Raw genomic sequence first — 20664 nt, 5'->3', positions numbered from 1 at the left:
GTTATCTGTCGGGGGGTCAGCGAGGAGGATCCAAGTGGTCGACGCACACCGGACGTTCGTCATCGTCGGTGGAGGGCTTGCCGGTTCGAAGGCGGCTGCGGCCCTGCGAGCGGAAGGGTTCACCGGCCGGGTGATCCTGATCGGCGACGAGCGTGATCACCCCTACGAGCGTCCGCCGCTCTCGAAGGGCTATCTCACCGGTTCCGACGACCGGAACAGCGTCTTCGTGCACGCTCCGGCCTGGTACGCGGGCGCGGACATCGAACTCCACCTCGGGCAGACAGTCGTCGGTCTCGACCGGGCCGGAAAGAGCCTGCGACTGGGCGACGGCACGCGCGTGCAGTACGACTCCCTGCTGCTCGCGACCGGAGCTGAGCCCCGCCGGCTGGAGGTACCCGGCACCGGCCTCGCCGGCGTCCACCACCTGCGCAGGCTCGCCCACGCGGACCGGCTCCGGGGGAGGCTCGCGGCGCTCGGACAGGAGAACGGCCATCTCGTCATCGCGGGAGCCGGGTGGATCGGGCTCGAAGTCGCCGCGGCCGCACGTTCGTACGGCGCCGAGGTCACCGTCGTCGAACCGGAGGCCACGCCGCTGCACAGTGCCATCGGCCCCGAGATGGGTGCGGTCTTCGCCGATCTGCACCAGGAGCACGGCGTGCGGTTCCACTTCGGTGCCCGTCTCACGGAGATCGTCGGACAGGACGGGATGGTGCACGGCGTGCGGACGGACGACGCCGACGAGCACCCCGCACACGACGTGCTGGCCGCTGTCGGCGCCGCGCCGCGCACCGCCCTGGCCGAGTCGGCGGGGCTGGAGCTGGCGCCCGGCCCGGGCGGGGGCATCGCCGTGGACGCCGCGCTGCGCACCTCCGACCCGGACATCTACGCCGCCGGCGACGTCGCCGCGGTGACGTACGAGTCGGCCCCCTGGGCCGCTGACGTGGTCGCGGGCGGGGAGGACGGCGCGGCGGAGCGGAGGCCCCTGCGGGTCGAGCACTGGGCGAACGCCCTCAACAGCGGTCCCGCCGCCGCTCGTTCGATGCTCGGCAGGGACGTCGGCTACGACCGGGTGCCCTACTTCTTCTCCGACCAGTACGACGTGGGCATGGAGTACTCCGGTTACGCGCCTCCCGGCACGTACGACCAGGTGGTGTGCCGGGGTGACATGGCGAAGCGGGAGTTCATCGCGTTCTGGCTGCGGGACGGGCGCGTGCTGGCCGGCATGAACGTGAACATCTGGGACGTCGCCGCTCCGCTGCAGGAGCTGATCCGCTCGGGTCTGCGCGTCGACCCGGAGGCCCTCGCCGACCCGGCCGTACCGCTGTCCTCGCTCACCGGCCCGGCCGAAGGCGCCGGGAAGCCCTGAGCCCGCGGCCGGGCGCAGGGCGTGCGCAGTCGGACCCGGTGGGACCCGGTGGGACCCGGTCGGACGCGGCCGGCTCCGCGACGGCTCCCGCCGCGGACCGGTGTCGGCCGCCGGCCGTACAATTCCCTGGTGGCCGGAAGGATCAATGACGAGGACGTGCGGGCGGTTCGGGACGCGGTCCCGATCGACGCCGTCGTCTCCGAATACCTTCAGCTGCGCCCCGCCGGCGGCGGGAACCTCAAGGGCCTGTGCCCCTTTCACGACGAGAAGTCGCCCTCGTTCCACGTGAGTTCGAGCAAGGGCGTCTTCCACTGCTTCGGCTGCCAGGAAGGCGGGGACACCCTCGACTTCGTGATGAAGGTCGACCACCTCTCCTTCTCCGAGGCCGTCGAGCGGCTGGCAGCCCAGGCCGGCATCACCCTGCGGTACGAGGAGGGCGGGTACGGGCGGGCCTCCCAGCAGGGCGAGCGCACACGCCTGGTCGAGGCGCACAAGGTCGCCGCCCAGTTCTACGCGGAGCAACTGCAGGGCCAGGAGGCGGAGATCGGCCGCCGCTTCCTCGACGAGCGCGGATTCGGCCGGGAGGCGGCCGAGCACTTCGGCGTGGGATACTCGCCGGCCGGCTGGGACCACCTGGTGCGCTTCCTGCGCGGCAAGGGCTTCTCCGACAAGGAGCTGATCCTCTCCGGCCTGGCCCAGGAGGCCCGCAACGGCCGTCCGATCGACCGGTTCCGCGGCAGGCTGATGTGGCCCATCAGGGACATCACCGGCGACGTCGTCGGGTTCGGCGCCCGCAAGTTGCGCGAGGACGACAACGGCCCCAAGTACCTCAACACCCCCGAGACGCCGATCTACCACAAGTCGCAGGTCCTCTACGGCATCGACCTCGCGAAGAGGGACATCGCCAAGGGCAACCGCGCCGTCGTCGTCGAGGGCTACACGGACGTCATGGCCTGCCACCTGGCGGGTGTCACCACGGCCGTCGCCACCAGCGGCACGTCCTTCGGCGAGGGGCACATCAAGATCCTCCGGCGGCTGCTGATGGACAACTCCCAGTCGGAGGTCGTCTTCACCTTCGACGGCGACGCGGCGGGGCAGAAGGCCGCTCTGCGCGCCTTCGAGGACGACCAGAAGTTCGCGGCCCGCACGTCCATCGCGATCACGCCCGAGGGCATGGACCCGTGCGAACTGCGGCTCGCGGAGGGCGACGAGGCGGTCGCCAAGGTGGTCGAGAGCCGGTCGCCGCTCTTCGAGTTCGCGATCCGCTCGATCGTCGACCAGCACAACCTCGACACGGCGGAAGGCCGCTCGGCGGCTCTCGAACAGGCCGCACCCGTCGTCGCGCAGATCAAGGACCCCTCGATCCAGCACGAGTACGCGGTGCGCCTCGCGGGCCTGATCGGCATTCTCGACACGCAGTTCGTGGTGCGCCGCCTCGGTCAGCTCGCCCGCCGCCGGCACGCCGCGCCGGCCTCGCGGGGACGCAGCTCCCCGGCGCCGGCAGCCGCTCAGACGTCCGCTGCGGCTCCGCCCGAGGCGGCGGCCCGCCCCTCAGGGCCCGGCGGGCCCGCCCTCAACCTGCGCAGCCCGGCGCACCGCGTGGAGCGGGAGCTGCTCAAACTCGCCCTGCAGCGGCCGGAGCTGGTGGCTCCCGCGTTCGACGCCTACGGCGCCGACGAGTTCACGGCACCCCCGTACGCGGTTGTCCGCAGGGCCGTCGAGGCTGCCGGCGGAGTGAGCAGCGCGGACGCCGAGTTCATCGGGCGGGTGCGGGCCGCCGCTCCCGACGACACCGTGCGCTCCCTCGTCAACGAACTCGTCGTGGAGCCGCTGCGCAGCGCACGCGGACGCGAACCGGACGAGATGTACGCGGGAATGCAGCTCGTCGCCGTCCGTCTCGCCGCGGTCAACTCCCGTATCGCCGACCTGGAGAGCACCGCCCGCCGCCTGGAAGCGCAGCGGGACGACGAGCGTGCCGTGTCGGTACGGCAGGAGATCTGGACTCTCCAGCAGTACGGGCGTGCCCTGCGGGAGCGCGGCGCCGCAGCCCTCTGAGGAGTGCCGCAGCGCTGTGAGCAGGCACGCGGCAGCCCTCCGGGGGATCCGTGGAGCGGCTGCGGGGAGCACGGCGGTGTAGCGGTGCGTATCCGGCAGGTCACCGTCCATCTCAAAAACTGGGCGCACGACCCTCGTGGCGGAAGTGTGTCGTACCCCACACTGGTGTGCGGTGCCTGAGTCCTCGGAGCGGGGCGGCGTCGCGGCCGGAGGGCCGGAGTCCCCCGCGGATCCGCACAGCATGTACGCCGCCCCCCGACCGGCAGCGAGCACACTGGAGGTCGCCCCCGTGCAGACCCGGACCCTGACCAGCGCGGCTCCCCCCGCCCCGACGATCGCGGACGTCGCCCCCGTGGCGCCTGCGGGGGCCGCGCCCGCAGGGGCGCTTCCACCTCTGCTGCCCGACGGCCCCGCGCCGTCCGAACCGCCGGCGCCGGCCGCGGCTCCGGACGGTCCCGACGCCGAAGCGCCGCTTCCGCGTGCGGCCCGGGAGCGCGAGGCGGACCGGGGGAGCCCCGCCAGGCAGGAGACGGGCAGCGGCCCGTCGGCAGATCTCTTCCGGCAGTACCTGCGCGAGATCGGGCGCATTCCGCTGCTGACGGCGGCCGAGGAGGTCGACCTCGCACGCCGCGTCGAGGCGGGCCTCTTCGCGGAGGAGAAGCTCACGAACACCGCCGCGATCGACACGGAACTCGCCCATGAACTCGACCAGTTGGTCGTCATGGGCAGGATCGCCAAGCGCCGCCTCATCGAGGCGAACCTCCGCCTCGTCGTCTCCGTCGCGAAACGCTACGTCGGTCGCGGGCTGACCATGCTCGACCTGGTCCAGGAGGGCAACCTCGGACTGATACGGGCCGTGGAGAAGTTCGACTACGCCCGCGGCTACAAGTTCTCCACCTACGCGACCTGGTGGATCCGCCAGGCGATGTCCCGCGCCCTCGCCGACCAGGCCCGGACGATACGGGTGCCCGTGCACGTCGTCGAGCTGATCAACCGCGTCGTACGCGTCCAGCGGCGCCTGCTGCAGGAGCGGGGGTACGAGCCGGCGCCCGAGGAGGTCGCCGCGCAGCTCGACCTCACGGAGGAGCGCGTCAGCGAGGTGCTTCGCCTCGCCCAGGAACCGGTGTCCCTGCACGCGCCGGTGGGGGACGAGGAGGACGTCAACCTCGGCGACCTCATCGAGGACGGCGACGCGCCCTCACCGGTGGAGTCGGCCGCGTTCCTGCTGCTGCGGGAGCACTTGGAGGCCGTCCTGTCCACGCTGGGAGAGCGCGAACGCAAGGTCGTCCAGCTGCGCTACGGGCTCGTGGACGGACGCCCGCGCACGCTGGAGGAGATCGGCACCCTCTTCAACGTGACCCGCGAGCGCATCCGGCAGATCGAGTCCAAGACCCTCGGCAAGCTCCGCGACCACGCCTTCGCCGACCAGCTGCGCGGCTACCTCGACTGAGCGTCAACCGACCTTCTTGATCACCGTGGCCGGCACGCCGGCGACCAGCGTTCGCGCGGGCACGTCGCGGGTGACGACCGCACCGGCGGCAACGACGGCGTCCGCCTCGACGGTCACGCCCTGCATGATCAGGGCGGAGGCCCCGATCCACACGTTTCGACCGATGCGGATCGGTGCCGACGTGATGCCGGTGCGCCGCTGTACCGGGTCGAGGGGATGGCCTGAGGTGAGGAGGCTGACGCCGGGGCCGATCATGACGTCGTCACCGATGTCGATCCCACCGATGTCGTTGAAGCGGCAGTTCTGGTTCACGAAGACGTTTCGGCCGAGCCGGATATTGATCCCGTGGTCGGAGTAGACCGGCGGGATGAGATGGAAACTCTCGTCGACGGTCTGGCCCGTCAGCTTGCTCCATCCTTCGCGGATCGCCTCTTGCTCGGCATAGCGAAGCGCGTTCAGCTCCTCGGTCAGCCGGATCGCGCGCTGCACTCTCTCCACGAAGCTCATCCTCGTCCCTCCAGCCGCGTCCCCCACCTCACGGGACACCTAGTCGACCTCCACGGCCGCCGCCGCGAACTGAGACGTGTACAGGCGGGCGTAGGCGCCGCCCGCCTCCAGCAGTTCGCTGTGCGATCCCTGCTCCACGATGGCCCCGTCCTCCATCACGAGGATCACGTCGGCGTCCCTCACGGTGGAGAGCCGGTGCGCGATGACGAAGCTGGTACGCCCGTGCGACAGCCGCGCCATCGCCTTCTGGATGAGGACCTCCGTGCGGGTGTCGACGGAGCTGGTCGCCTCGTCGAGCACGAGGATGACCGGGTCCGACAGGAACGCCCGCGCGATGGTGAGCAGTTGCTTCTCACCGGCGCTCACCCCCGTGCCGTCCTCGTCGAGCACTGTGTCGTAGCCGTCCGGCAGCGTGCGGATGAACCGGTCTGCGTGTGCGGCCCGCGCGGCCTCCTCGATCTGCGCGCGGGTCGCGTCCTGCGCCCCGTAGGCGATGTTCTCGGCGATGGTGCCGCCGAAGAGCCACGTGTCCTGCAGCACCATTCCGATGTGGGAGCGCAGCTCCTCGCGGTCCATGGCCGCCATGTCGGTGCCGTCGAGCAGGATCCGGCCGCCGCGGGTCTCGTAGAACCGCAGCAGCAGGTTGACCAGAGTGGTCTTGCCCGCGCCCGTCGGCCCCACGATCGCGACAGTTCGGCCGGGTTCGACTGTCAGCGACAGGTTCTCGATGAGGGGACGGTCCGGTTCGTAGCGGAAGCTGACCTTCTCGAACTCCACACGTCCGCTCAGAGAACGGGGGCGCTGCGGGTTCTCCGGCTCCGGCGACTGCTCCTCGGCGTCCAGGATCTCGAAGACGCGCTCCGCTGAGGCCACTCCCGACTGCACCAGGTTCGCCATTGAGGCGACCTGCGTGAGGGGCTGCGAGAACTGCCGCGAGTACTGCACGAAGGCCTGCACGTCGCCGATGGACAGGGCGCCCGAAGCGACCCGCAGTCCGCCGACGACCGCCACCAGCACGTAGTTGATGTTCGCGATGAACATCATGGCGGGCTGCATGATCCCGCTGACGAACTGCGCCTTGAAGCCCGCCCGGCACAGTGCCTCGTTGTGCTCGCGGAACGTCTCCGCGGACTCCTTCTGGCGCCCGAAGACCTTCACCAGCGCGTGCCCGGTGTACATCTCCTCGATGTGCGCGTTCAGCCGGCCCGTCGACGCCCACTGCTCCACGAACTCCGGCTGCGCCCGCTTGCCCAGCCGGGTGGCGACCGTCAGGGACACCGGGACGGTCACCATCGCGACCAGTGCCAGCAGAGGCGAGATCCAGAACATCATCACCAGCACACCGGCGATGGTGAGCAGCGAGTTGATGATCTGCCCCAACGTCTGCTGCAGGGTCTGCCCGACGTTGTCGATGTCGTTCGTGACCCGGCTGAGCACCTCCCCACGCGTCTGCCTGTCGAAGTACGACAGCGGCAGTCGCGCGAGTTTCGCTTCCACCTGTTCACGCAGCCGGAAGACTGTCTGGTTGATCGCCCGGACGGACAGACGGCCGCTCAGGAGCATCATGAGACCCGCGAGCGCGTAGATCACGAGGACGACGGCGAGCACCCGCGCGACCGCACCGAAGTCGATGCCCTGACCAGGGGTGAAGTGCATGCCGGAGAGCATGTCGGCGACCTTTCCGTCGCCCTCGGCGCGCATCCGCTCCAGGACCTGCTCCCTGGTCGCGCCGTCCGGGAGCTGCTTGCCGACGAAGCCGGCGAAGATCAGGTCGGTCGCATGCCCCAGGATCTTCGGCCCGAGCACGCTCAAGCTGACGCTGACCAGGACGAGCAGGCCCATGCCCGCCAACGTCCAACGCTCCGGAGCGAACTGCCGGAGCAGCCGCTTCGCCGCCCCCTTGAAGTCCGTGGAACGCTGCGGCGGAGCGCCGCCGCCGAGGATCCGCGCCGGCCCGCTCACGCCGCCTCCTGCTCGGTCAGCTGGGAGAGCACGATCTCCCGGTAGGTCTCGTTCCCGGCCATCAGCTCCTCGTGCCTGCCCGCTCCCACGACACGGCCCTCCTCCAGCACCAGGATCCGGTCGGCTTCGCGGATGGTGGACACCCGCTGGGCGACGATGACGACCGTCGCGTCCGCCGTCGTCCGGGCGAGCGCCGCCCGCAGCGCCGCGTCCGTGGCGTAGTCGAGCGCGGAGAACGAGTCGTCGAAGAGGTAGACCGCCGGACGGTGCACCAGTACCCGCGCTATGGCGAGCCGCTGCCGCTGCCCGCCGGAGACGTTGTTGCCGCCCTGGCCTATCTCCGCCTCCAGCCCGCCCTCCATGGCGGCCACGAACTCCCGTGCCTGCGCCGTCTCCAGGGCCTCCCAGAGCTCGTCGTCCGTCGCGTCCGGCCGCCCGTAGCGGAGGTTCGAGGCGACGGTGCCGGAGAACAGGTACGGCTGCTGCGGTACCAGTCCCACCGTCCGTGCCACGAGCTGCGGATCGAGCTCCCGCACGTCCTTCCCGCCGAGCAGGACGCTGCCCTCCGTGGTGTCGAACAGCCGGGGCACCAGGCCGATCAGCGTCGACTTGCCGCTGCCCGTCGAACCGATCACGGCGGTCGTCTCACCGGGGCGTGCCAGCAGATCGATGTCCCGCAGCACGGGAGCCTCCGCACCGGGATAGCGGAATCCCGCGCCCCGCAGCTCCAGCGTCGCGGGGCCGTGCAGCGTCCGCACCGGGTGCGCGGGCGGTACGACGCTGGAGTCGGTGTCCAGCACCTCGGTGATGCGCTCGGCGCACACCTCCGCACGCGGCACGAGCATGAACATGAAGGTGGCCATCATCACGGACATCACGATCTGCATCAGATACGCGAGGAAGGCCGTCAGCGCGCCGATCTGCATCTGGCCGTCGTCCACCCGGTGCGCCCCGAACCACACGACGACGACGCTGGAGGCGTTCACCACGGTCATGACGGTGGGGAACATCAGCGCCATCAGCCGTCCGCTGCGCAACTGCACGTCCGTCAGCGCGGAGTTGTGCTCGGAGAAGCGGCGCTGCTCGTACTCGTCCCTGACGAAGGCGCGGATGACGCGGGTGCCGGTGATCTGCTCCCGCAGCACCCTGTTCACGCCGTCGAGCCGTTCCTGCATCGTGCGGAACAGTGGCCGCATCCGGCGCACGATCAGACCGACGGAGAGCGCGAGGACGGGGACGACCCCGAGCAGCACGGACGAGAGCGGCACGTCCTGTCCGAGCGCCATGACCAGCCCGCCGACGCACATGATCGGCGCCGAGACCATCAGCGTGAAGGTCATCAGCACCAGCGTCTGCACCTGCTGGACGTCGTTCGTCGTGCGCGTGATCAGTGACGGCGCCCCGAACCGGGCGAGTTCGCGCGCGGAGAACGTCTGCACCCGGTCGAAGACCGTCGCCCGCATGTCCCTGCCGAGCGCGGCGGCGGTCCGTGCGCCGATGAGAACGGCGCCGATGTTGCACCCGATCTGTGCGACGGAGACGGCGGCCATCACGCCTCCGACCCGCAGGATGTAGCCGGTGTCACCGCGCACGACACCGTTGTCGATGACGTCGGCGTTGAGCGTGGGCAGGTAGAGCGTGGCGGACGTCTGCACCAGCTGCAGCAGTACGAGCAGGAGCGCCGCCCGTCTGTACGGGCGCACGTGGTCTCGGAGCAGACGGATCAGCACATTGGTCCCCGTGGTGGAAAAGACGAGCGAAAGCGGTCTCGTCCATCTTCGGCCAGCTCCCGGGCCGACGGCGTCAACTCCCGGCAAAGAGGCCCTTGATCGCTCTGGGCTGAACATGTGCCCGCCCGTACAGCGCCCATGCCCACCCGCTCCCGGCCCGGCGCCCCGTCAGCGTTTGAAGGCCCCCGGGTGCGTCTCTTCCCGTACGGCCTCGTACTGCTGGCGCACCGCCTGCCCGGCGGCCAACTCCTCGCCCGCGTCGAAGACCTGGCACTCGGCGGCAGGCCAGCGCGGAGGCATTCCCGTGCCGCTCATCGCCCAGGCCGCCTGCCGGGCGGCGCCCGTGGCGGTGTAGTCGGCGGGCCGGGGCACGACGACCTGCGCCCCGAACAGCGCGGGTGCGACCGCCTGCACCGCGGGAAGGCCCGCGGCCTGCCCCAGCAGGAACAGCCGCCGCACCTGCACGCCCCGCCCGCGCAGTACGTCGAGGGCGTCGGCGAGCCCGCACAGCATTCCCTCGACCGCTGCCCGGGCCATGTGCTCCGGCTTCATGCTCTCGCGTCTCAGCCCGTGCAGGGACCCGGCCGTGTGCGGGAGGTCCGGGGTGTGCTCGCCCTCCAGATAGGGCAGCAGCACCAGCCCGTACGCACCGGGGGAGGACTTCAGGGCCAGCTCGGAGAGCCCGTCGAGATCGGTGCCGAGCAGCTCCGCGGTGCCGCGGAGCACGCGCGTCGCGTTGAGCGTCCGGACGGCCGGAAGATGCATGCCGGTGGCGTCCGCGTACGAGGTGATCGTGCCCGTCGGGTCGGCGAGCGCCTCGTGGTGGACGGCGAAGACGGAACCGGACGCGCCGAGCGAGATCACGGCGTCGCCCAGGCCGAGGCCCAGGCCGAACGCGGCGGCCATCGTCTCGCCCGTTCCGGCGGAGATCAGCAGGCCCTCCGGCGTGCGCCCCGCCGGCTCCGCCGGGGCCAGGACGTCGGGCATCGCCACCTGGTGCCCGAGCGCCAGCTCCACGAGGTCGGGCCGGTACATCTCCAGCGACGCCGACCAGTAGCCGGTGCCCGAGGCGTCGCCCCGGTCGGTGGTACGGCGCAGCGGCCGGCCCAGCAGCTGCCACACCAGCCAGTCGTGCGGCTGGAGCACGCCGGCCACCCTGGCGGCGTTCTCCGGTTCGTTGCGGGCGAGCCAGCGCAGCTTGGAGACGGGGTGGGCGGCCTGGGGGACCGCGCCGACGGCCTGCGCCCAGGCCTCCCGCCCGCCCAGCGCGTCGACGAGGTCGGCCGCCGCGGGCTGGACCCGCCTGTCGTTGCCCAGCAGCGCCGGACGCAGGGCCGCCCCGGCAGAGTCGGTCACGATCAGGCCCTGCTGCTGCGCGGCCACCCCGATCGCCTCGACGTCCGCGAACTGCCCGCCACCGGCCGCACGGCCCAGCGACATCAGCCACGACTGCGGGTCCTCACGCGGGTCGGGGTGGTCGGCGTAGCCGTGCCTGACGACGGCACCGGAGTCCGCGTCGCAGACGACGATGCGTGTGTACTCCGCTGAGCTTTCCAGACCGGCGACTATCCCCATGGAGCGGAATGATGCCCTACCCGCCCCCGCGAGTGGCCCGCCCCCCTCTGCCCTCCGGCCCTCGCGGTCTGATGCGGCGGCGCGTGACGGCCTAGCGTGGTCCGGGTGGACACATATACGAGCAACCCGCTGAAGCAGTGCTCCCTGGACGAGCTGCGCCGTCGTACGAGCGCGAAGTGGCGCGTCCACCCCGGTGACGTGCTGCCTCTGTGGATCGCGGAGATGGACGTGCCGCTGGCCGAGCCCGTCGTCGAGGCGGTGCGCGCCGCGGTCGAGGCGGGCGACACCGGATACGCGATGGGGGAGGAGTACGTCGCGGCTCTGGACGCGTTCGCCGCGGAGCGCTGGGGCTGGCGTGTGCACCCCGAGCGTGCGGCGATCGTGCCCGACGTGATGATGGGCGTCGTCGAGGTGCTGAAGCTGATCACCTCGCCGGGAGACGCGGTCGTGGTCAACCCGCCCGTCTACCCGCCCTTCTACCAGTTCGTCTCCAACATGGGCCGCCGCGTCGTGGAGGCGCCGCTCGACGAGGAGGGCCGCCTCGATCCGGACACGCTGGCCTCGGCGTTCCGCACCGCCACCGCGTCCGGCTCCTCCGGAGAGCCGTCGGGCGAGGACCGCCGTGCCGCCTACCTGCTGTGCAGCCCCCACAACCCCACCGGCACCGTCCACACGGCCGGCGAGCTGGCCGCCGCGACGGAGCTGGCGGCGGAATGGGGGGTGCGCGTCGTCGCCGACGAGATCCACGCGCCCCTGGTGCTGTCCGGCGCCCGGCACGTGCCGTACCTGTCGCTGCCGGGCACGGAGCGTGCCTTCTCCCTGATGTCGGCGTCGAAGGCGTGGAACCTGGCCGGGCTGAAGGCGGCGGTGGCGGTCGCGGGCAGCGAGTCGGCCGCGGAGCTGAAGCTGATGCCGGAGGAGGTCAGCCACGGCCCGAGCCACCTCGGCGTGATCGGCCACGTCGCGGGCCTGCGGCACGGGACCGGCTGGCTGGACGCGCTGCTGGCCGGACTGGATGGGAACAGGAAGCTGCTCGACGGACTTCTGCGGGAGCACCTTCCGGACGTGCGCTACCGGCAGCAGCAGGGCACGTTCCTCGCGTGGCTCGACTGCCGCGCGCTGGGCCTCGCCGATCCCGCCGCCGCGTTCCTGGAGCGGGGCCGCGTCGCCCTGGTCCCCGGTACCGCCTTCGGCACGGGCGGCGAGGGCTTCGTCCGGCTCAACACCGCGACGTCCCCGGAGATCCTCGAAGAGGCGGTGCGGCGGATGGCCTCCGCGGTCTGACGGTTCCCCGCGTGCCCGTTCGCTCGTCTCCCTGCCTGCCTGGCTGTCTGGCTCCCTGTCTCCTTGCCTGTCTGCCTGCGCGTTCGCCGCTCCGCCGGCCCGTCACCGGTCGTTCCGGGGCACGGGCCGCGGAAGCGGCGAAAGCGCGGCGGGGGAGTCAGGCGGGCTTGCGGGCGACGCCCGCGTAACCCGGGGCGCTCAGTTCGCCGGCCTCGGGACGCCACTCGCCGATGGGGACCAGGCCGGGGTCGATCAGCTCCAGCCCCTCGAAGAAGAGCGCGATCTCGCTCTTGGGCCGCATCTGCAGAGGGGTGCCCTCCGCCCGGTAGATCTCCTCGACCTTCTTCATCGAGGGGTCCAGCTCCGCGCTTCCGTAGGTGAGCACCAGGAAGCTGCCGGGCGCGAGCCTGCCGACCATGGAGCGGACGAGTTCGTAGGGCCCGTACTCGTCGGGGATGAAGTGGAGCAGCGCGTTGAGGGAGAGCGCGACGGGCCGGTCCAGGTCGAGCGTGTCCCGTACGTTCCGTGTCTTCAGGACGTCGTCGTGGCGGATGTCCGCCTGCACGTACGTCGTGCGGCCCTCGGGGGTGCCTGCCAGGAGGGCGTCGGCGTACTCGAGCACCACCGGGTCGTGGTCGACGTAGACCACGCGGCAGTGCGGGTCGACGCCCTGCGCGACCTGGTGCAGGTTCGGCTCGGTGGGAATGCCGGAGCCGATGTCGATGAACTGGCGGATCCCGTGGTCCCCGGCGAGGCACTTGGTGACCCGGTGCATGAAGCTGCGGTTGCCCCGGGCGCTCGCCTTGGCGGTCGGCAGGACCTTGAGCACCTTCTCGGCGGCCTCCTGGTCCACCGGGTACCAGTCCTTGCCGCCGAGGTAGTAGTCGTACATCCGGGCGGAGTGCGGCCTGCTGGTGTCTATCTCGGTGGTTCCCTCGCCGGTCATCGCGCCACCTCGGAGGAGTGGGGAGCGGCGGGGACCGGCGGGAGCGAGCTGAGGCCCGGGCTGTTCACGGGCAACCTCCAAGGGCGGGCGAAGTGCGCACTGACGGACGGGAATCGTACGGTCTTCGAGGGCAACTGCGGTGTGCTGCCGTCAAGTTGAAACTATCAGGCTGTGCGGCGGGGATCACATGACGTGAGCGTCCCGGGCCGCGGGCCGACAGGTGCGGAGCGCCGGTGTCGCTGCCCGTCGCGGATGCCCCTCGACGCGCAGGCTCCCCGCACGGCGTCGGTGCCCGCGCGGGGAGCCTCAGCGCCCGGCCGTCAGTTCCGCGGAGTCAGCAACGCTTCGACGAGGCGGCGTTGTTGGGAGTCGGGTCCCCCGCCTTGCGCACGGAGCCCACGGCCGCGGTGCACTCCTGCACGGTGGCCGTGCCGTTCGACCAGAACTCCTGCTTGGTGGTGTCCGTCCACGCCTTGCGGCCGAGGACCTTGTCCTGCGAGTAGCTGTAGACGCCGGTGGTCACGTCGTAGTCGCCGGCGGTGCCGTGGAAGCTGTCCCACACCCAGACGTAGCCGTAGTTCTCCTGGCACTCCGGCGAGTAGAACTGCTTGACCGAGGCGATCGTGGTGCCGTTCCGCTTGACGTACCCGGTGGTGCCGATCTGGTACGCGTCGTCGCACACCCCGGCGGCCTCGGCGGCCTTGCTCGACGGATTGCCCTTCGCCGAGGGCGCGGTGGACTTCGAGACGCTCCGCTCCGACGGCTTCGGTGCCGGCCCGCTGCCCGCGTAGGCGGCCCCCGCCGGGATCACCACCGCGGCGCAAGTCAGCGCGGCGATCAGAGATTTGGCATGGCGAATGCGCATTTTTCCCCCTCGTGGTCAGAAAAGGTGACTGCCGAATCTTGCGGTTCTTGCCCGTAAAGTTCCGGCTCCCAAGAAGACACGTGTCCGCACTGAGAGGTTGTACGGGGAGTGGGCCGTTTCTGACGGGGTGTCCGGTTCGAGGACCAACGTGCCCCGCTCGTCGGGGGGTTCGCCGCGGACTCAGGCCGCCGGACGCAGGTCCGCCACCACGAGGTCTCGCATGTCGCCCGGGGAGACGCCGAGTTGCTGGAAGAGGCCGGCCGAGATCTTGTCGTCCCCGCGCAGCAGGGCCAGCACGATGTGCTCGACGCCGATGTGCCTGTCCCGGCGGGCGATCGCCTCTCGCAGCGACAACTCCAGTGCCTTCTTGGCCCGTTGGGTGAAGCGGATGTGCCCCGACGGCGTCTCCACCTCCGAGGGCAGCCCGAGGCTCCCCTTGCTCCGGGGGAGCCGGCGCCGCGGGAAGCGAAGCCGCCGGCGGCCCGCGGCTCCACCCGGCTGCGGCCGGGGTGCGTCCAACGCCCCGTCGCCGAAGGCGTTCTCGGCCCGCCGCCGGATCTCGTCGAGGTCGATGCCGAGCGCCTTGAGCGCCTCGGCGTCCTCAGGGCCCAGCGAGCCGCTGCCGCTGCTGACCACGTTCGCGACCGCCGCGCGGCAGTTCCCGGCGGTGACTCCGAGGCGTACCAGGGTCGCGGCGCCCGGCGCCTCCGCATGGCGCGCCACCGCGGCGAGCAGCAGATGCTCCGTGCCCACCCAGTCGTGGCCCAGGCTCCGGGCTTCCTCCTGCGCCCCGACGACCACCAGCCGGGCCGGCTTCGTGAATCGCTCGAACATCCTCGCCTACCTCCTCGCGTGCTTCTTGTGTACGGCCTGCCTGCTCACGCTGAGGGCTGCCCCGATCTCGTCCCAGGACCATCCCTGCGTGCGGGCGCTGTCGACCTGCAGCGCCTCCAGGCGCTCGGTCAGCCGCCGCAGCGCGGCGACGGCTCTGAGCCCCACACGGGGATCGCTGTCGAGAGCGGCCTCGGCGGTGTCCACTGCTTCTCGTGCGTCCGATGCGGCCATGCTGTCAACTTAGGATGACAAGCAGGTTCTGTCAACCAACATTGACAACCCAGGAGGGTTCGCGGGCAAAAAAAGAGGCCACAGGGCGCTGGTTGCGCCTGTGGCCGGCCCTGCGACGGGCCTGTTCGCCGGCAGCCGGGCTGCCGGACTGTTGTGCACGGTGGGGCGGGTGGGACTCGAACCCACGGCCGACGGATTATGAGTCCGTTGCTCTAACCGGCTGAGCTACCGCCCCGTACGACGGGCAACGTACATCTGTGCGCGCCGCGTCTGCCGCAGCATAGCTGCTCATACGATCTCCCGCCCGTGCCGGGTGGAGACGTACGGGATGGAGGACTCCGAGTACGGGGTGCTCGGTTCCCACGCGTCCCAACAGACTTGTCCGGCAAAGGAAACCGGCAAAGGAAAAGAGCCCCCTCAGGGGCTCTTTCAGGTGCTCCCGCGACTGGACTCGAACCAGTAACCTGCCGGTTAACAGCCGGCTGCTCTGCCGATTGAGCTACACGGGACTGCTCTGCTCGGACGCGCCCACATGGAGTCGGCGGCGTTCCCTCGCTGCGGGCAATACATTAGCGCATGCCAGGGGGTACTCCGAAATCGGTATCGGTGCGGCCCCGTGCCCACCGAGAAGCCGAACGATCCGAGAGAACCGAGAGAAGGGTGGAGCCATGCGCTATCGGCTCACGTTCGTCGCCGGAGTGGCCGTCGGGTACGTGTTCGGCACCCGTGCCGGGCGTGAACGCTACGAACGTCTCCGGCAGTCCGCGCAGCGGTTCGCCGAGAACCCCGCCGTGCGCAACGCCACCGAGAGTGCCGCGCAGTCCGGCCGGGAAGCCGCGTCGAAGGCGGCCGGCCTGGTCTCCGAGAAGATCGGGCACCGGCTGCCCGAGTCGGTGAACGACAGGGTTCGCGCGCTCCGCGACCACAGGACGCCGATGGACGACGGCTGGGGCACCAGCAACTCGTAGCACTACGTGCTCCGCGCGGTGTCCGCGGCGGTGTGCGTGCCGGATCCGCTCCGGCCGCGCACCGCCGTTCCCGTGTGGAGCTGAGGCGGACCGTCTCCGTGCGGGACGGCGCGGCTCCGTCCGACGGACCTGCCGCCGGATCAGGTGCCGGGAAGCGGACGGGCGAGGCCGGCATCGAGCAGCGGCCCCAGCAGATCTCCGGTGCGCCGCACCCGGTCGGGAAAGCCTGACGCGGAGAAGACCAGCTCGTCGGGGTGGCGGGCGGCCACGAGCTCGTCCCACGTGAGGGGGGCGGAGACGGTGGGCTGCCGCTTCGCGCGGAGGGTGTAGGGGGCGGCGGTGGTCTTGGCGGCCGCGTTCTGCGAGTGGTCGACGAAGACCTTTCCGGGGCGGAGGGCCTTGGCCATCCGGCTGAGCGCGAGCTCCGGCATCGCCCTCTCGGCCTCCTGCGCCGTCCTCTTCGCGTAGGCGGAGGCCGCCGAGGAGGGCGTGACCTCGATCGGAGCGAGCAGGTGCAGCCCCTTGCCTCCGGAAGTCTTGGGGAGCAGGGTGATGTCGTCGGCCGCGAGACGTTCGCGCAACCACAGCGCCACGGTCCGGCACTCGAGAACTCCGGCGCCGGGGCCCGGGTCGAGGTCGAAGACGAGACGGTCCGCGTGGACCTCGTGCTCGACGCGCCACTGCGGAGTGTGCAGCTCCAGGGCGGCGAGGTTCGCCGCCCAGACGAGAGTGGCGAGGTCGTGGATCAGTACCTGCCGCAGCGGGGCGCTGCTGACCTCGGTGATCTCGTGGACGGTCACCCAGTCGGGGGCGCCGGGCGGCACATTCTTGGCGAAGAAGGCGGTGGAGTCGACGCCGTCCGGATAGCGCAGGAAGGAGACCGGGCGACCGCGGAGATGCGGCAGCAGCACCTCGGCGACGCTCACGTAGTAGTGCAGCGCTTCACCCTTGGTGAAGCCGGTGGCCGGATACAGCACCTTGTCGAGATTGCTGAGGGCCAGACGGCGGCCCTCGACCTCCGTGAACGGCATACCCTGAGAGTCCCATAGAAGGGACGAACCATGCGATCCATCTGGAAAGGGTCCATTTCCTTCGGGCTGGTCTCCATACCCATCAAGGTGGTTTCGGCCACCGAGAGCCACAGCGTCTCCTTCCACCAGGTGCACACGGCCGACGGCGGACGCATCCGCTACCGGAAGGTGTGCGAGCTGGAGGAGAAGGAGGTGCCGCGCGAGGAGATCGGCAAGGGATTCGAGACCGGGGACGGTACGACCGTCCAGCTCACGGACGCGGACTTGTCCGCCCTGCCGCTGCCCACCGCGAAGACGGTGGAGATCCTGGGCTTCGTCCCGGCCGAGGACATCGATCCGATCCAGCTGGACCGCTCGTACTACCTGGCGGGTGACGGCAGGTCCGCCGCCAAGCCGTACGCGCTGCTGCGGGAGGCGCTGAAGCGCTCCGGGAAGGTGGCCGTCGGGAAGCTGGCCATGCGGGGGCGGGAGAGCCTGGGGCTGCTGCGGGTCTACGAGGACGTCCTCGCCCTGCACACCATGCTCTGGCCGGAGGAGATCCGGTCCGCGAGCGGTGTCGCACCCGAGGAGGACGTCACGATCCGGGACGCGGAGCTGGACCTCGCGGACACCCTGATGGAGACGCTCGGAGAGCTGGACTGGTCGGAGCTGCACGACGAGTACAGGGCGGCCGTCGAGCAGCTCGTGACGGCCAAGATGGAGGGTGTCGACACGTCCGGTGCCGGGAGGGAAGCGGCCGCCGCATCCGGGAAGGGCCAGGTCGTGGACCTCATGGCCGTACTGGAGAGCAGCGTGCAGGCGGCACGGCAGTCCCGAGGGGAAGAGGGCGCGCCCGCCGCGGAGGACGCGACCGTGCACCAGCTGCGGGGCGGGAAGAAGACGGCGCAGAAGCCCAAGTCCGGTGCGGCGAAGAAGACTTCGGGCGCGGGGACGAAGTCCGCGGGCGGCGGGGGCGGCCGGGCCGCGGCGAAGAAGACGGCCGCGAAACCGGGCACCGAGAAGGCGGCCGCGGAGAGGAAGAGCACCGCGAAGACCTCTGCGAGGAAGACCTCCGGGGGCGGGAAGACGGCTGCGGCGAAGAAGTCCGCCGCGAAGAAGACGACGCAGAAGACGCCGGCGCGGAAGACCGCGGCGAAGAAGACGGCCCGCCCCCGCAAGACCGCCTAGAACCTGGACCTGTCTTCCTGGGACCTGGGCCTGACTTCGGATCTCCGCGGGCCCGCTGCCCTTGCGCGTGGCGCACTCGGCGGGCCCGGTCCGGGCATTGTCGGCCGGGCGGTGCAGTGACTAGGCTGTTCGCCATACCGACCAAGTGCCGGTATTTCGAACCATTGGCAGAGCGTCCGCGCAGCCCCGAGTCCGGTGCGGCGCGTCGCGGCGAGTGAGGGGAGGGGCGGGAGATGGGCCGACTCGTACCGGCCGTGACCAGGGCCCTGGACATCCTGGAGCTCTTCCTCGAGACCGACGGGACCCTCTCCGCGCCCGAGATCACCCGCAGGCTGGGGCTGCCCCGCACCACCGTGCACGAACTCGTGACCACGCTCACCGCTCGCAACTATCTGGTGCAGCCCGCCGACCAGCTCGGCCGCTACCGGCTGGGCGTCCGCGGCTACCAGCTCGGAAGCCGCTACGCCGAACAGCTCGACCTCGCCGCGGAGGGGCGCCAGGTGGCGCGTGGCATCGCGGAGACCTGCGACGAGACCGTCCACGTGGCCGTCCTCGAAGGCCGGGACGTGATCTACATCGCCAAGGTCGACAGCACGCACGCGGTGCGCATGGTCTCCGCGACCGGGCGCCGGCTGCCCGCGCACTGCACGTCCGTCGGGAAGATGCTGCTCGCCTCGCTGAGCGAGGACGAGCTGGACGCACGACTCGGCGGCCCGGAACCCCTCGCGGCCCTGACACCGCACTCGATCACTTCGCCCGATGTGCTGCGTACCGAGCTCGGGGAGATCCGCGAACGGGGCGTCGCGGTGGAGGAGCGCGAGTCGAACCCGGACGTGAGCTGCGTCGCCGCGCCGGTACGGGACTCCTCGGGGGAAGTGGTCGCCGCGCTCAGCATCTCGGTGCCCATGATCCGGTGGAGTGAGGAGCGGCGGGCCGGGCTCGAGGAACTGGTGGTCAAGGGAGCGGCCGACCTGTCGGACAGGCTCGGGCACCGCCGGAGCCCGTGACATGGCCGTGCGCCCGGGCGGCGGCCTGGCGGCGCGGCGCGGTACGTGACGAGGGTGAGGTAGGAGTGAGCGGTGTGCTGAGGGCGGAAGTGGCCGTACCGGCCGGGGCCCGGCTCGGTGAGGGCCCCACGTGGGACGGCGGCAGGCAGGTGCTGATCTGGGTGGACATCCTCAACTCCCGCGTCCACACCTACGATCCGTCCACCGGCGTCCGAACGGTCATGGCCACCGGGCAGCACGTGGGTGCGGCGAAGCCCCGGGCGGGCGGCGGTCTCGTCGTCAACCTGCGGGACGGCGTCGGGCTCTACGGCGCGGACGGGGCCTTCTCGTGGCTGCACCGGGAAGCGGTGCCCGGCCGCCGCGGCAACGACGCGGCTGTCGCCCCCGACGGCGCGTTGTGGGCTGGGACCATGGCCTACGACGAGCGTTCCGGCGGCGGCGACCTCAAGCGCCTCACGGGCGACGGGGCAGCGGCGACGGTGCTGCCGGAGGTGACGGTCAGCAACGGGATCGGCTGGAGTCCCGACGGGCGGCGCATGTACTACAACGACACGCCGACCCGCCGCATCGACGTCTTCGACGTGCCGCCCCCGGAGGACGGCGACGGGGCCGCGGTGTCCGGCCGAAGGCCCCTCGTGGAGATCGAGGACGGCGCCGGCTTCCCCGACGGGCTGACCGTGGACGCCGACGGCTGCGTATGGGTCGCCCTCTGGGACGGTGAAGCCCTCCGCCGCTACACGCCGGACGGCCGGCTGGACCTCACCGTGCCCGTGCCGGTGCCCCGTCCGACTGCCTGCGCCTTCGGCGGGGCAGAGCTGCGGGACCTGTACGTCACCACCGCCAGCGTCGGCACGGACGTCTCCGCTCATCCGCTGGCGGGTTCCGTGCTGGTGCTGCCGGGTGCGGGGCAGGGACTCCCGCAGCCCGCCTTCGCCGGCTGAGCTGGGAGGTCCCGCCCGCGGCGTCCCGCACCAGCAACCGCGTGCCCTGTACGTCCCGCACCGTCAACAGCGCGCCGTCAACGGCGCGCCGCCACACATCACATCGCCTCACATCTCGCCGCCGCGTCCCGCGCTGTCAGCGTGCCTCGCGGCCGCTCGCCGTCACTTCTCGCCTTCCGGCGGCTCCTCGCCGAGCATGCGCTGCAACAGGTCGCGCAGGACTGTCCGTTCGTCGGGCGTCAGCCCCGCCAGCGGCTCTCGCGCGAAGCCGAGCGCCGCACGCAGCCGCGACGCGGTCTCGGCACCCTCGTCCGTCGCCGCTGCCAGCTTCACCCGCCGGTCCGCGGGGTCGGCCCGGCGTTCCACGAGGCCGCGTGACTCCAGGCGGTCCACGATCCCCGTCACGTTCGACGGCTCGCACTTGAGCTTGCGCGCGACCTTCCGCATCGGGGACGGCTCCCGCGCCAGCAGCGCCAGTACGCGGGCCTGGGCGCCGGTCAACGAGTGGTCGGCGGCGGCGAGTTCGTACTCGGCGTGGTAGCGGGCGACGACCGTGCCGATCAGGTCGACCACCTCCCGGGTCACGGGATCGGGGTCGGGTGCCGGTTCGCGGGTACCCCGGGTGGGGCCGGTGGAGGAGCGGGTCGCCATGGGCCGAGTCTAGCGCTTTGCTTGACAACATGAAATATCAAGGACCACTATTGTTTCAGTACCTGAAGCACTTGCCGTCTGAGAGGCCCACACC

The 20664-nt window shown here is 71.1% G+C and carries 18 protein-coding genes, 2 tRNA genes and 1 pseudogene; 8 read left to right on the top strand and 13 right to left on the bottom strand.

Annotated elements, in window-relative coordinates; genetic code table 11:
* Positions 1-34: 34 nt before the first annotated feature.
* The 3 genes from H181DRAFT_RS06475 (at position 35) to H181DRAFT_RS06465 (ending at position 4871) form a co-directional block, all read left to right on the top strand.
* On the top strand, positions 35-1366 hold the full coding sequence (locus tag H181DRAFT_RS06475) for an NAD(P)/FAD-dependent oxidoreductase (RefSeq protein WP_045863265.1): 1332 nt from the start codon (positions 35-37) through the stop codon (positions 1364-1366).
* A 129-nt stretch (positions 1367-1495) separates the two neighbouring features.
* A complete protein-coding gene (dnaG, locus tag H181DRAFT_RS06470) occupies positions 1496-3421 on the top strand; it encodes a DNA primase (RefSeq protein WP_045863264.1) in 1926 nt (641 codons plus the stop codon).
* A gap of 241 nt (positions 3422-3662) precedes the next feature.
* Positions 3663-4871 carry an RNA polymerase sigma factor gene (locus tag H181DRAFT_RS06465; RefSeq protein ID WP_074467763.1) on the top strand — a complete coding sequence of 403 codons (1209 nt, stop codon included), beginning with the start codon at positions 3663-3665 and terminating at the stop codon, positions 4869-4871.
* A 3-nt stretch (positions 4872-4874) separates the two neighbouring features.
* Here H181DRAFT_RS06465 and H181DRAFT_RS06460 read toward each other — a convergent pair whose 3' ends face one another.
* From H181DRAFT_RS06460 to H181DRAFT_RS06445, 4 genes are all read right to left on the bottom strand, one after another.
* The gene (locus tag H181DRAFT_RS06460) at positions 4875-5378 is read right to left on the bottom strand and encodes a DapH/DapD/GlmU-related protein (protein WP_045863262.1); all 504 of its coding nucleotides are present in this window, start codon (positions 5376-5378) and stop codon (positions 4875-4877) included.
* A gap of 39 nt (positions 5379-5417) precedes the next feature.
* Positions 5418-7340, bottom strand: a complete 1923-nt coding sequence (locus H181DRAFT_RS06455) for an ABC transporter ATP-binding protein (protein ID WP_045863261.1) — start codon at positions 7338-7340, stop codon at positions 5418-5420.
* Positions 7337-9070 (bottom strand): ABC transporter ATP-binding protein, encoded by a 1734-nt coding sequence (locus H181DRAFT_RS06450; protein WP_045863260.1) that lies wholly within the window; start codon positions 9068-9070, stop codon positions 7337-7339. Before H181DRAFT_RS06450 ends, H181DRAFT_RS06455 begins: the two co-directional genes overlap by 4 nt.
* A 168-nt stretch (positions 9071-9238) precedes the next feature.
* Complete coding sequence (locus H181DRAFT_RS06445) at positions 9239-10645, bottom strand: FGGY family carbohydrate kinase (protein ID WP_045863259.1); 1407 nt, start codon at positions 10643-10645, stop codon at positions 9239-9241.
* Positions 10646-10750: 105 nt separating this feature from the next.
* Between H181DRAFT_RS06445 and H181DRAFT_RS06440 the strand changes: the two genes are divergently transcribed.
* Positions 10751-11929 carry a MalY/PatB family protein gene (locus tag H181DRAFT_RS06440; RefSeq protein WP_254666730.1) on the top strand — a complete coding sequence of 393 codons (1179 nt, stop codon included), beginning with the start codon at positions 10751-10753 and terminating at the stop codon, positions 11927-11929.
* Between the two features lie 157 nt (positions 11930-12086).
* Here H181DRAFT_RS06440 and H181DRAFT_RS06435 read toward each other — a convergent pair whose 3' ends face one another.
* The 7 genes and pseudogenes from H181DRAFT_RS06435 to H181DRAFT_RS06410 all read right to left on the bottom strand — a co-directional run bounded on the left by H181DRAFT_RS06435 (position 12087) and on the right by H181DRAFT_RS06410 (position 15314).
* Positions 12087-12875, bottom strand: a complete 789-nt coding sequence (locus H181DRAFT_RS06435; protein WP_045863257.1) for an SAM-dependent methyltransferase — start codon at positions 12873-12875, stop codon at positions 12087-12089.
* A gap of 334 nt (positions 12876-13209) precedes the next feature.
* On the bottom strand, positions 13210-13740 hold the full coding sequence (locus tag H181DRAFT_RS06430; RefSeq protein WP_045863256.1) for a hypothetical protein: 531 nt from the start codon (positions 13738-13740) through the stop codon (positions 13210-13212).
* A 180-nt stretch (positions 13741-13920) separates the two neighbouring features.
* Positions 13921-14493, bottom strand: a complete 573-nt coding sequence (locus H181DRAFT_RS06425; protein ID WP_254666751.1) for a Clp protease N-terminal domain-containing protein — start codon at positions 14491-14493, stop codon at positions 13921-13923.
* Positions 14470-14574, bottom strand: a pseudogene (locus tag H181DRAFT_RS30135) (Clp protease N-terminal domain-containing protein); the annotation flags it as partial. The pseudogene H181DRAFT_RS30135 and the gene H181DRAFT_RS06425, both read right to left, overlap by 24 nt.
* A 6-nt stretch (positions 14575-14580) precedes the next feature.
* Entirely contained in the window at positions 14581-14805 is a 225-nt protein-coding gene (locus H181DRAFT_RS06420; protein ID WP_045863254.1) for a hypothetical protein, read from the bottom strand.
* 161 nt (positions 14806-14966) lie between these two features.
* Positions 14967-15040: transfer RNA gene (locus H181DRAFT_RS06415), tRNA-Ile, on the bottom strand.
* Between the two features lie 201 nt (positions 15041-15241).
* Positions 15242-15314, bottom strand: a tRNA-Asn gene (locus H181DRAFT_RS06410).
* A 159-nt stretch (positions 15315-15473) separates the two neighbouring features.
* On the opposite strand from H181DRAFT_RS06410, the gene H181DRAFT_RS06405 reads away from it, so the two are divergent.
* Positions 15474-15773 carry a YtxH domain-containing protein gene (locus H181DRAFT_RS06405; protein ID WP_045863253.1) on the top strand — a complete coding sequence of 100 codons (300 nt, stop codon included), beginning with the start codon at positions 15474-15476 and terminating at the stop codon, positions 15771-15773.
* A 140-nt stretch (positions 15774-15913) separates the two neighbouring features.
* Here the strand turns inward: H181DRAFT_RS06405 and ligD are convergent, their stop codons facing one another.
* Positions 15914-16804: a non-homologous end-joining DNA ligase gene (gene ligD, locus H181DRAFT_RS06400; RefSeq protein ID WP_045863252.1), complete on the bottom strand. Its 891-nt coding sequence runs from the start codon at positions 16802-16804 to the stop codon at positions 15914-15916.
* 30 nt (positions 16805-16834) lie between these two features.
* Between ligD and H181DRAFT_RS06395 the strand changes: the two genes are divergently transcribed.
* From H181DRAFT_RS06395 to H181DRAFT_RS06385, 3 genes are all read left to right on the top strand, one after another.
* The gene (locus H181DRAFT_RS06395) at positions 16835-17971 is read left to right on the top strand and encodes a non-homologous end joining protein Ku (protein ID WP_045863251.1); all 1137 of its coding nucleotides are present in this window, start codon (positions 16835-16837) and stop codon (positions 17969-17971) included.
* A 233-nt stretch (positions 17972-18204) separates the two neighbouring features.
* On the top strand, positions 18205-18978 hold the full coding sequence (locus H181DRAFT_RS06390; RefSeq protein WP_045863250.1) for an IclR family transcriptional regulator: 774 nt from the start codon (positions 18205-18207) through the stop codon (positions 18976-18978).
* Positions 18979-19052: 74 nt separating this feature from the next.
* Entirely contained in the window at positions 19053-19919 is an 867-nt protein-coding gene (locus H181DRAFT_RS06385) for an SMP-30/gluconolactonase/LRE family protein (protein ID WP_107068690.1), read from the top strand.
* A gap of 162 nt (positions 19920-20081) precedes the next feature.
* On the opposite strand, the gene H181DRAFT_RS06380 is transcribed toward H181DRAFT_RS06385, so the two are convergent.
* The gene (locus tag H181DRAFT_RS06380) at positions 20082-20570 is read right to left on the bottom strand and encodes a MarR family winged helix-turn-helix transcriptional regulator (RefSeq protein ID WP_045863249.1); all 489 of its coding nucleotides are present in this window, start codon (positions 20568-20570) and stop codon (positions 20082-20084) included.
* Between the last annotated feature and the right edge of the window lie 94 nt (positions 20571-20664).

The sequence above is a fragment of the Streptomyces sp. WMMB 714 genome (assembly GCF_900090125.1).
In the GTDB taxonomy this organism is placed as follows: Bacteria; Actinomycetota; Actinomycetes; order Streptomycetales; family Streptomycetaceae; genus Streptomyces; species Streptomyces daqingensis.
The sequence above is the reverse complement of the archived record's forward strand: the minus strand, read 5'-3'. Positions and strand labels throughout refer to the sequence as shown.

Excerpts from the sequence above, each read along its gene's own strand:
- H181DRAFT_RS06430 (WP_045863256.1), bottom strand. The coding sequence starts at position 13,740 with ATGCGCATTCGCCATGCCAAATCTCTGATCGCCGCGCTGACTTGCGCC.
- H181DRAFT_RS06405 (WP_045863253.1), top strand. The coding sequence starts at position 15,474 with ATGCGCTATCGGCTCACGTTCGTCGCCGGAGTGGCCGTCGGGTACGTG.
- ligD (WP_045863252.1), bottom strand. The coding sequence starts at position 16,804 with ATGCCGTTCACGGAGGTCGAGGGCCGCCGTCTGGCCCTCAGCAATCTC.
- H181DRAFT_RS06445 (WP_045863259.1), bottom strand. The coding sequence starts at position 10,645 with ATGGGGATAGTCGCCGGTCTGGAAAGCTCAGCGGAGTACACACGCATC.
- H181DRAFT_RS06390 (WP_045863250.1), top strand. The coding sequence starts at position 18,205 with ATGGGCCGACTCGTACCGGCCGTGACCAGGGCCCTGGACATCCTGGAG.
- H181DRAFT_RS06380 (WP_045863249.1), bottom strand. The coding sequence starts at position 20,570 with ATGGCGACCCGCTCCTCCACCGGCCCCACCCGGGGTACCCGCGAACCG.
- H181DRAFT_RS06465 (WP_074467763.1), top strand. The coding sequence starts at position 3,663 with ATGTACGCCGCCCCCCGACCGGCAGCGAGCACACTGGAGGTCGCCCCC.
- H181DRAFT_RS06395 (WP_045863251.1), top strand. The coding sequence starts at position 16,835 with ATGCGATCCATCTGGAAAGGGTCCATTTCCTTCGGGCTGGTCTCCATA.
- H181DRAFT_RS06420 (WP_045863254.1), bottom strand. The coding sequence starts at position 14,805 with ATGGCCGCATCGGACGCACGAGAAGCAGTGGACACCGCCGAGGCCGCT.
- H181DRAFT_RS06435 (WP_045863257.1), bottom strand. The coding sequence starts at position 12,875 with ATGACCGGCGAGGGAACCACCGAGATAGACACCAGCAGGCCGCACTCC.
- H181DRAFT_RS06460 (WP_045863262.1), bottom strand. The coding sequence starts at position 5,378 with ATGAGCTTCGTGGAGAGAGTGCAGCGCGCGATCCGGCTGACCGAGGAG.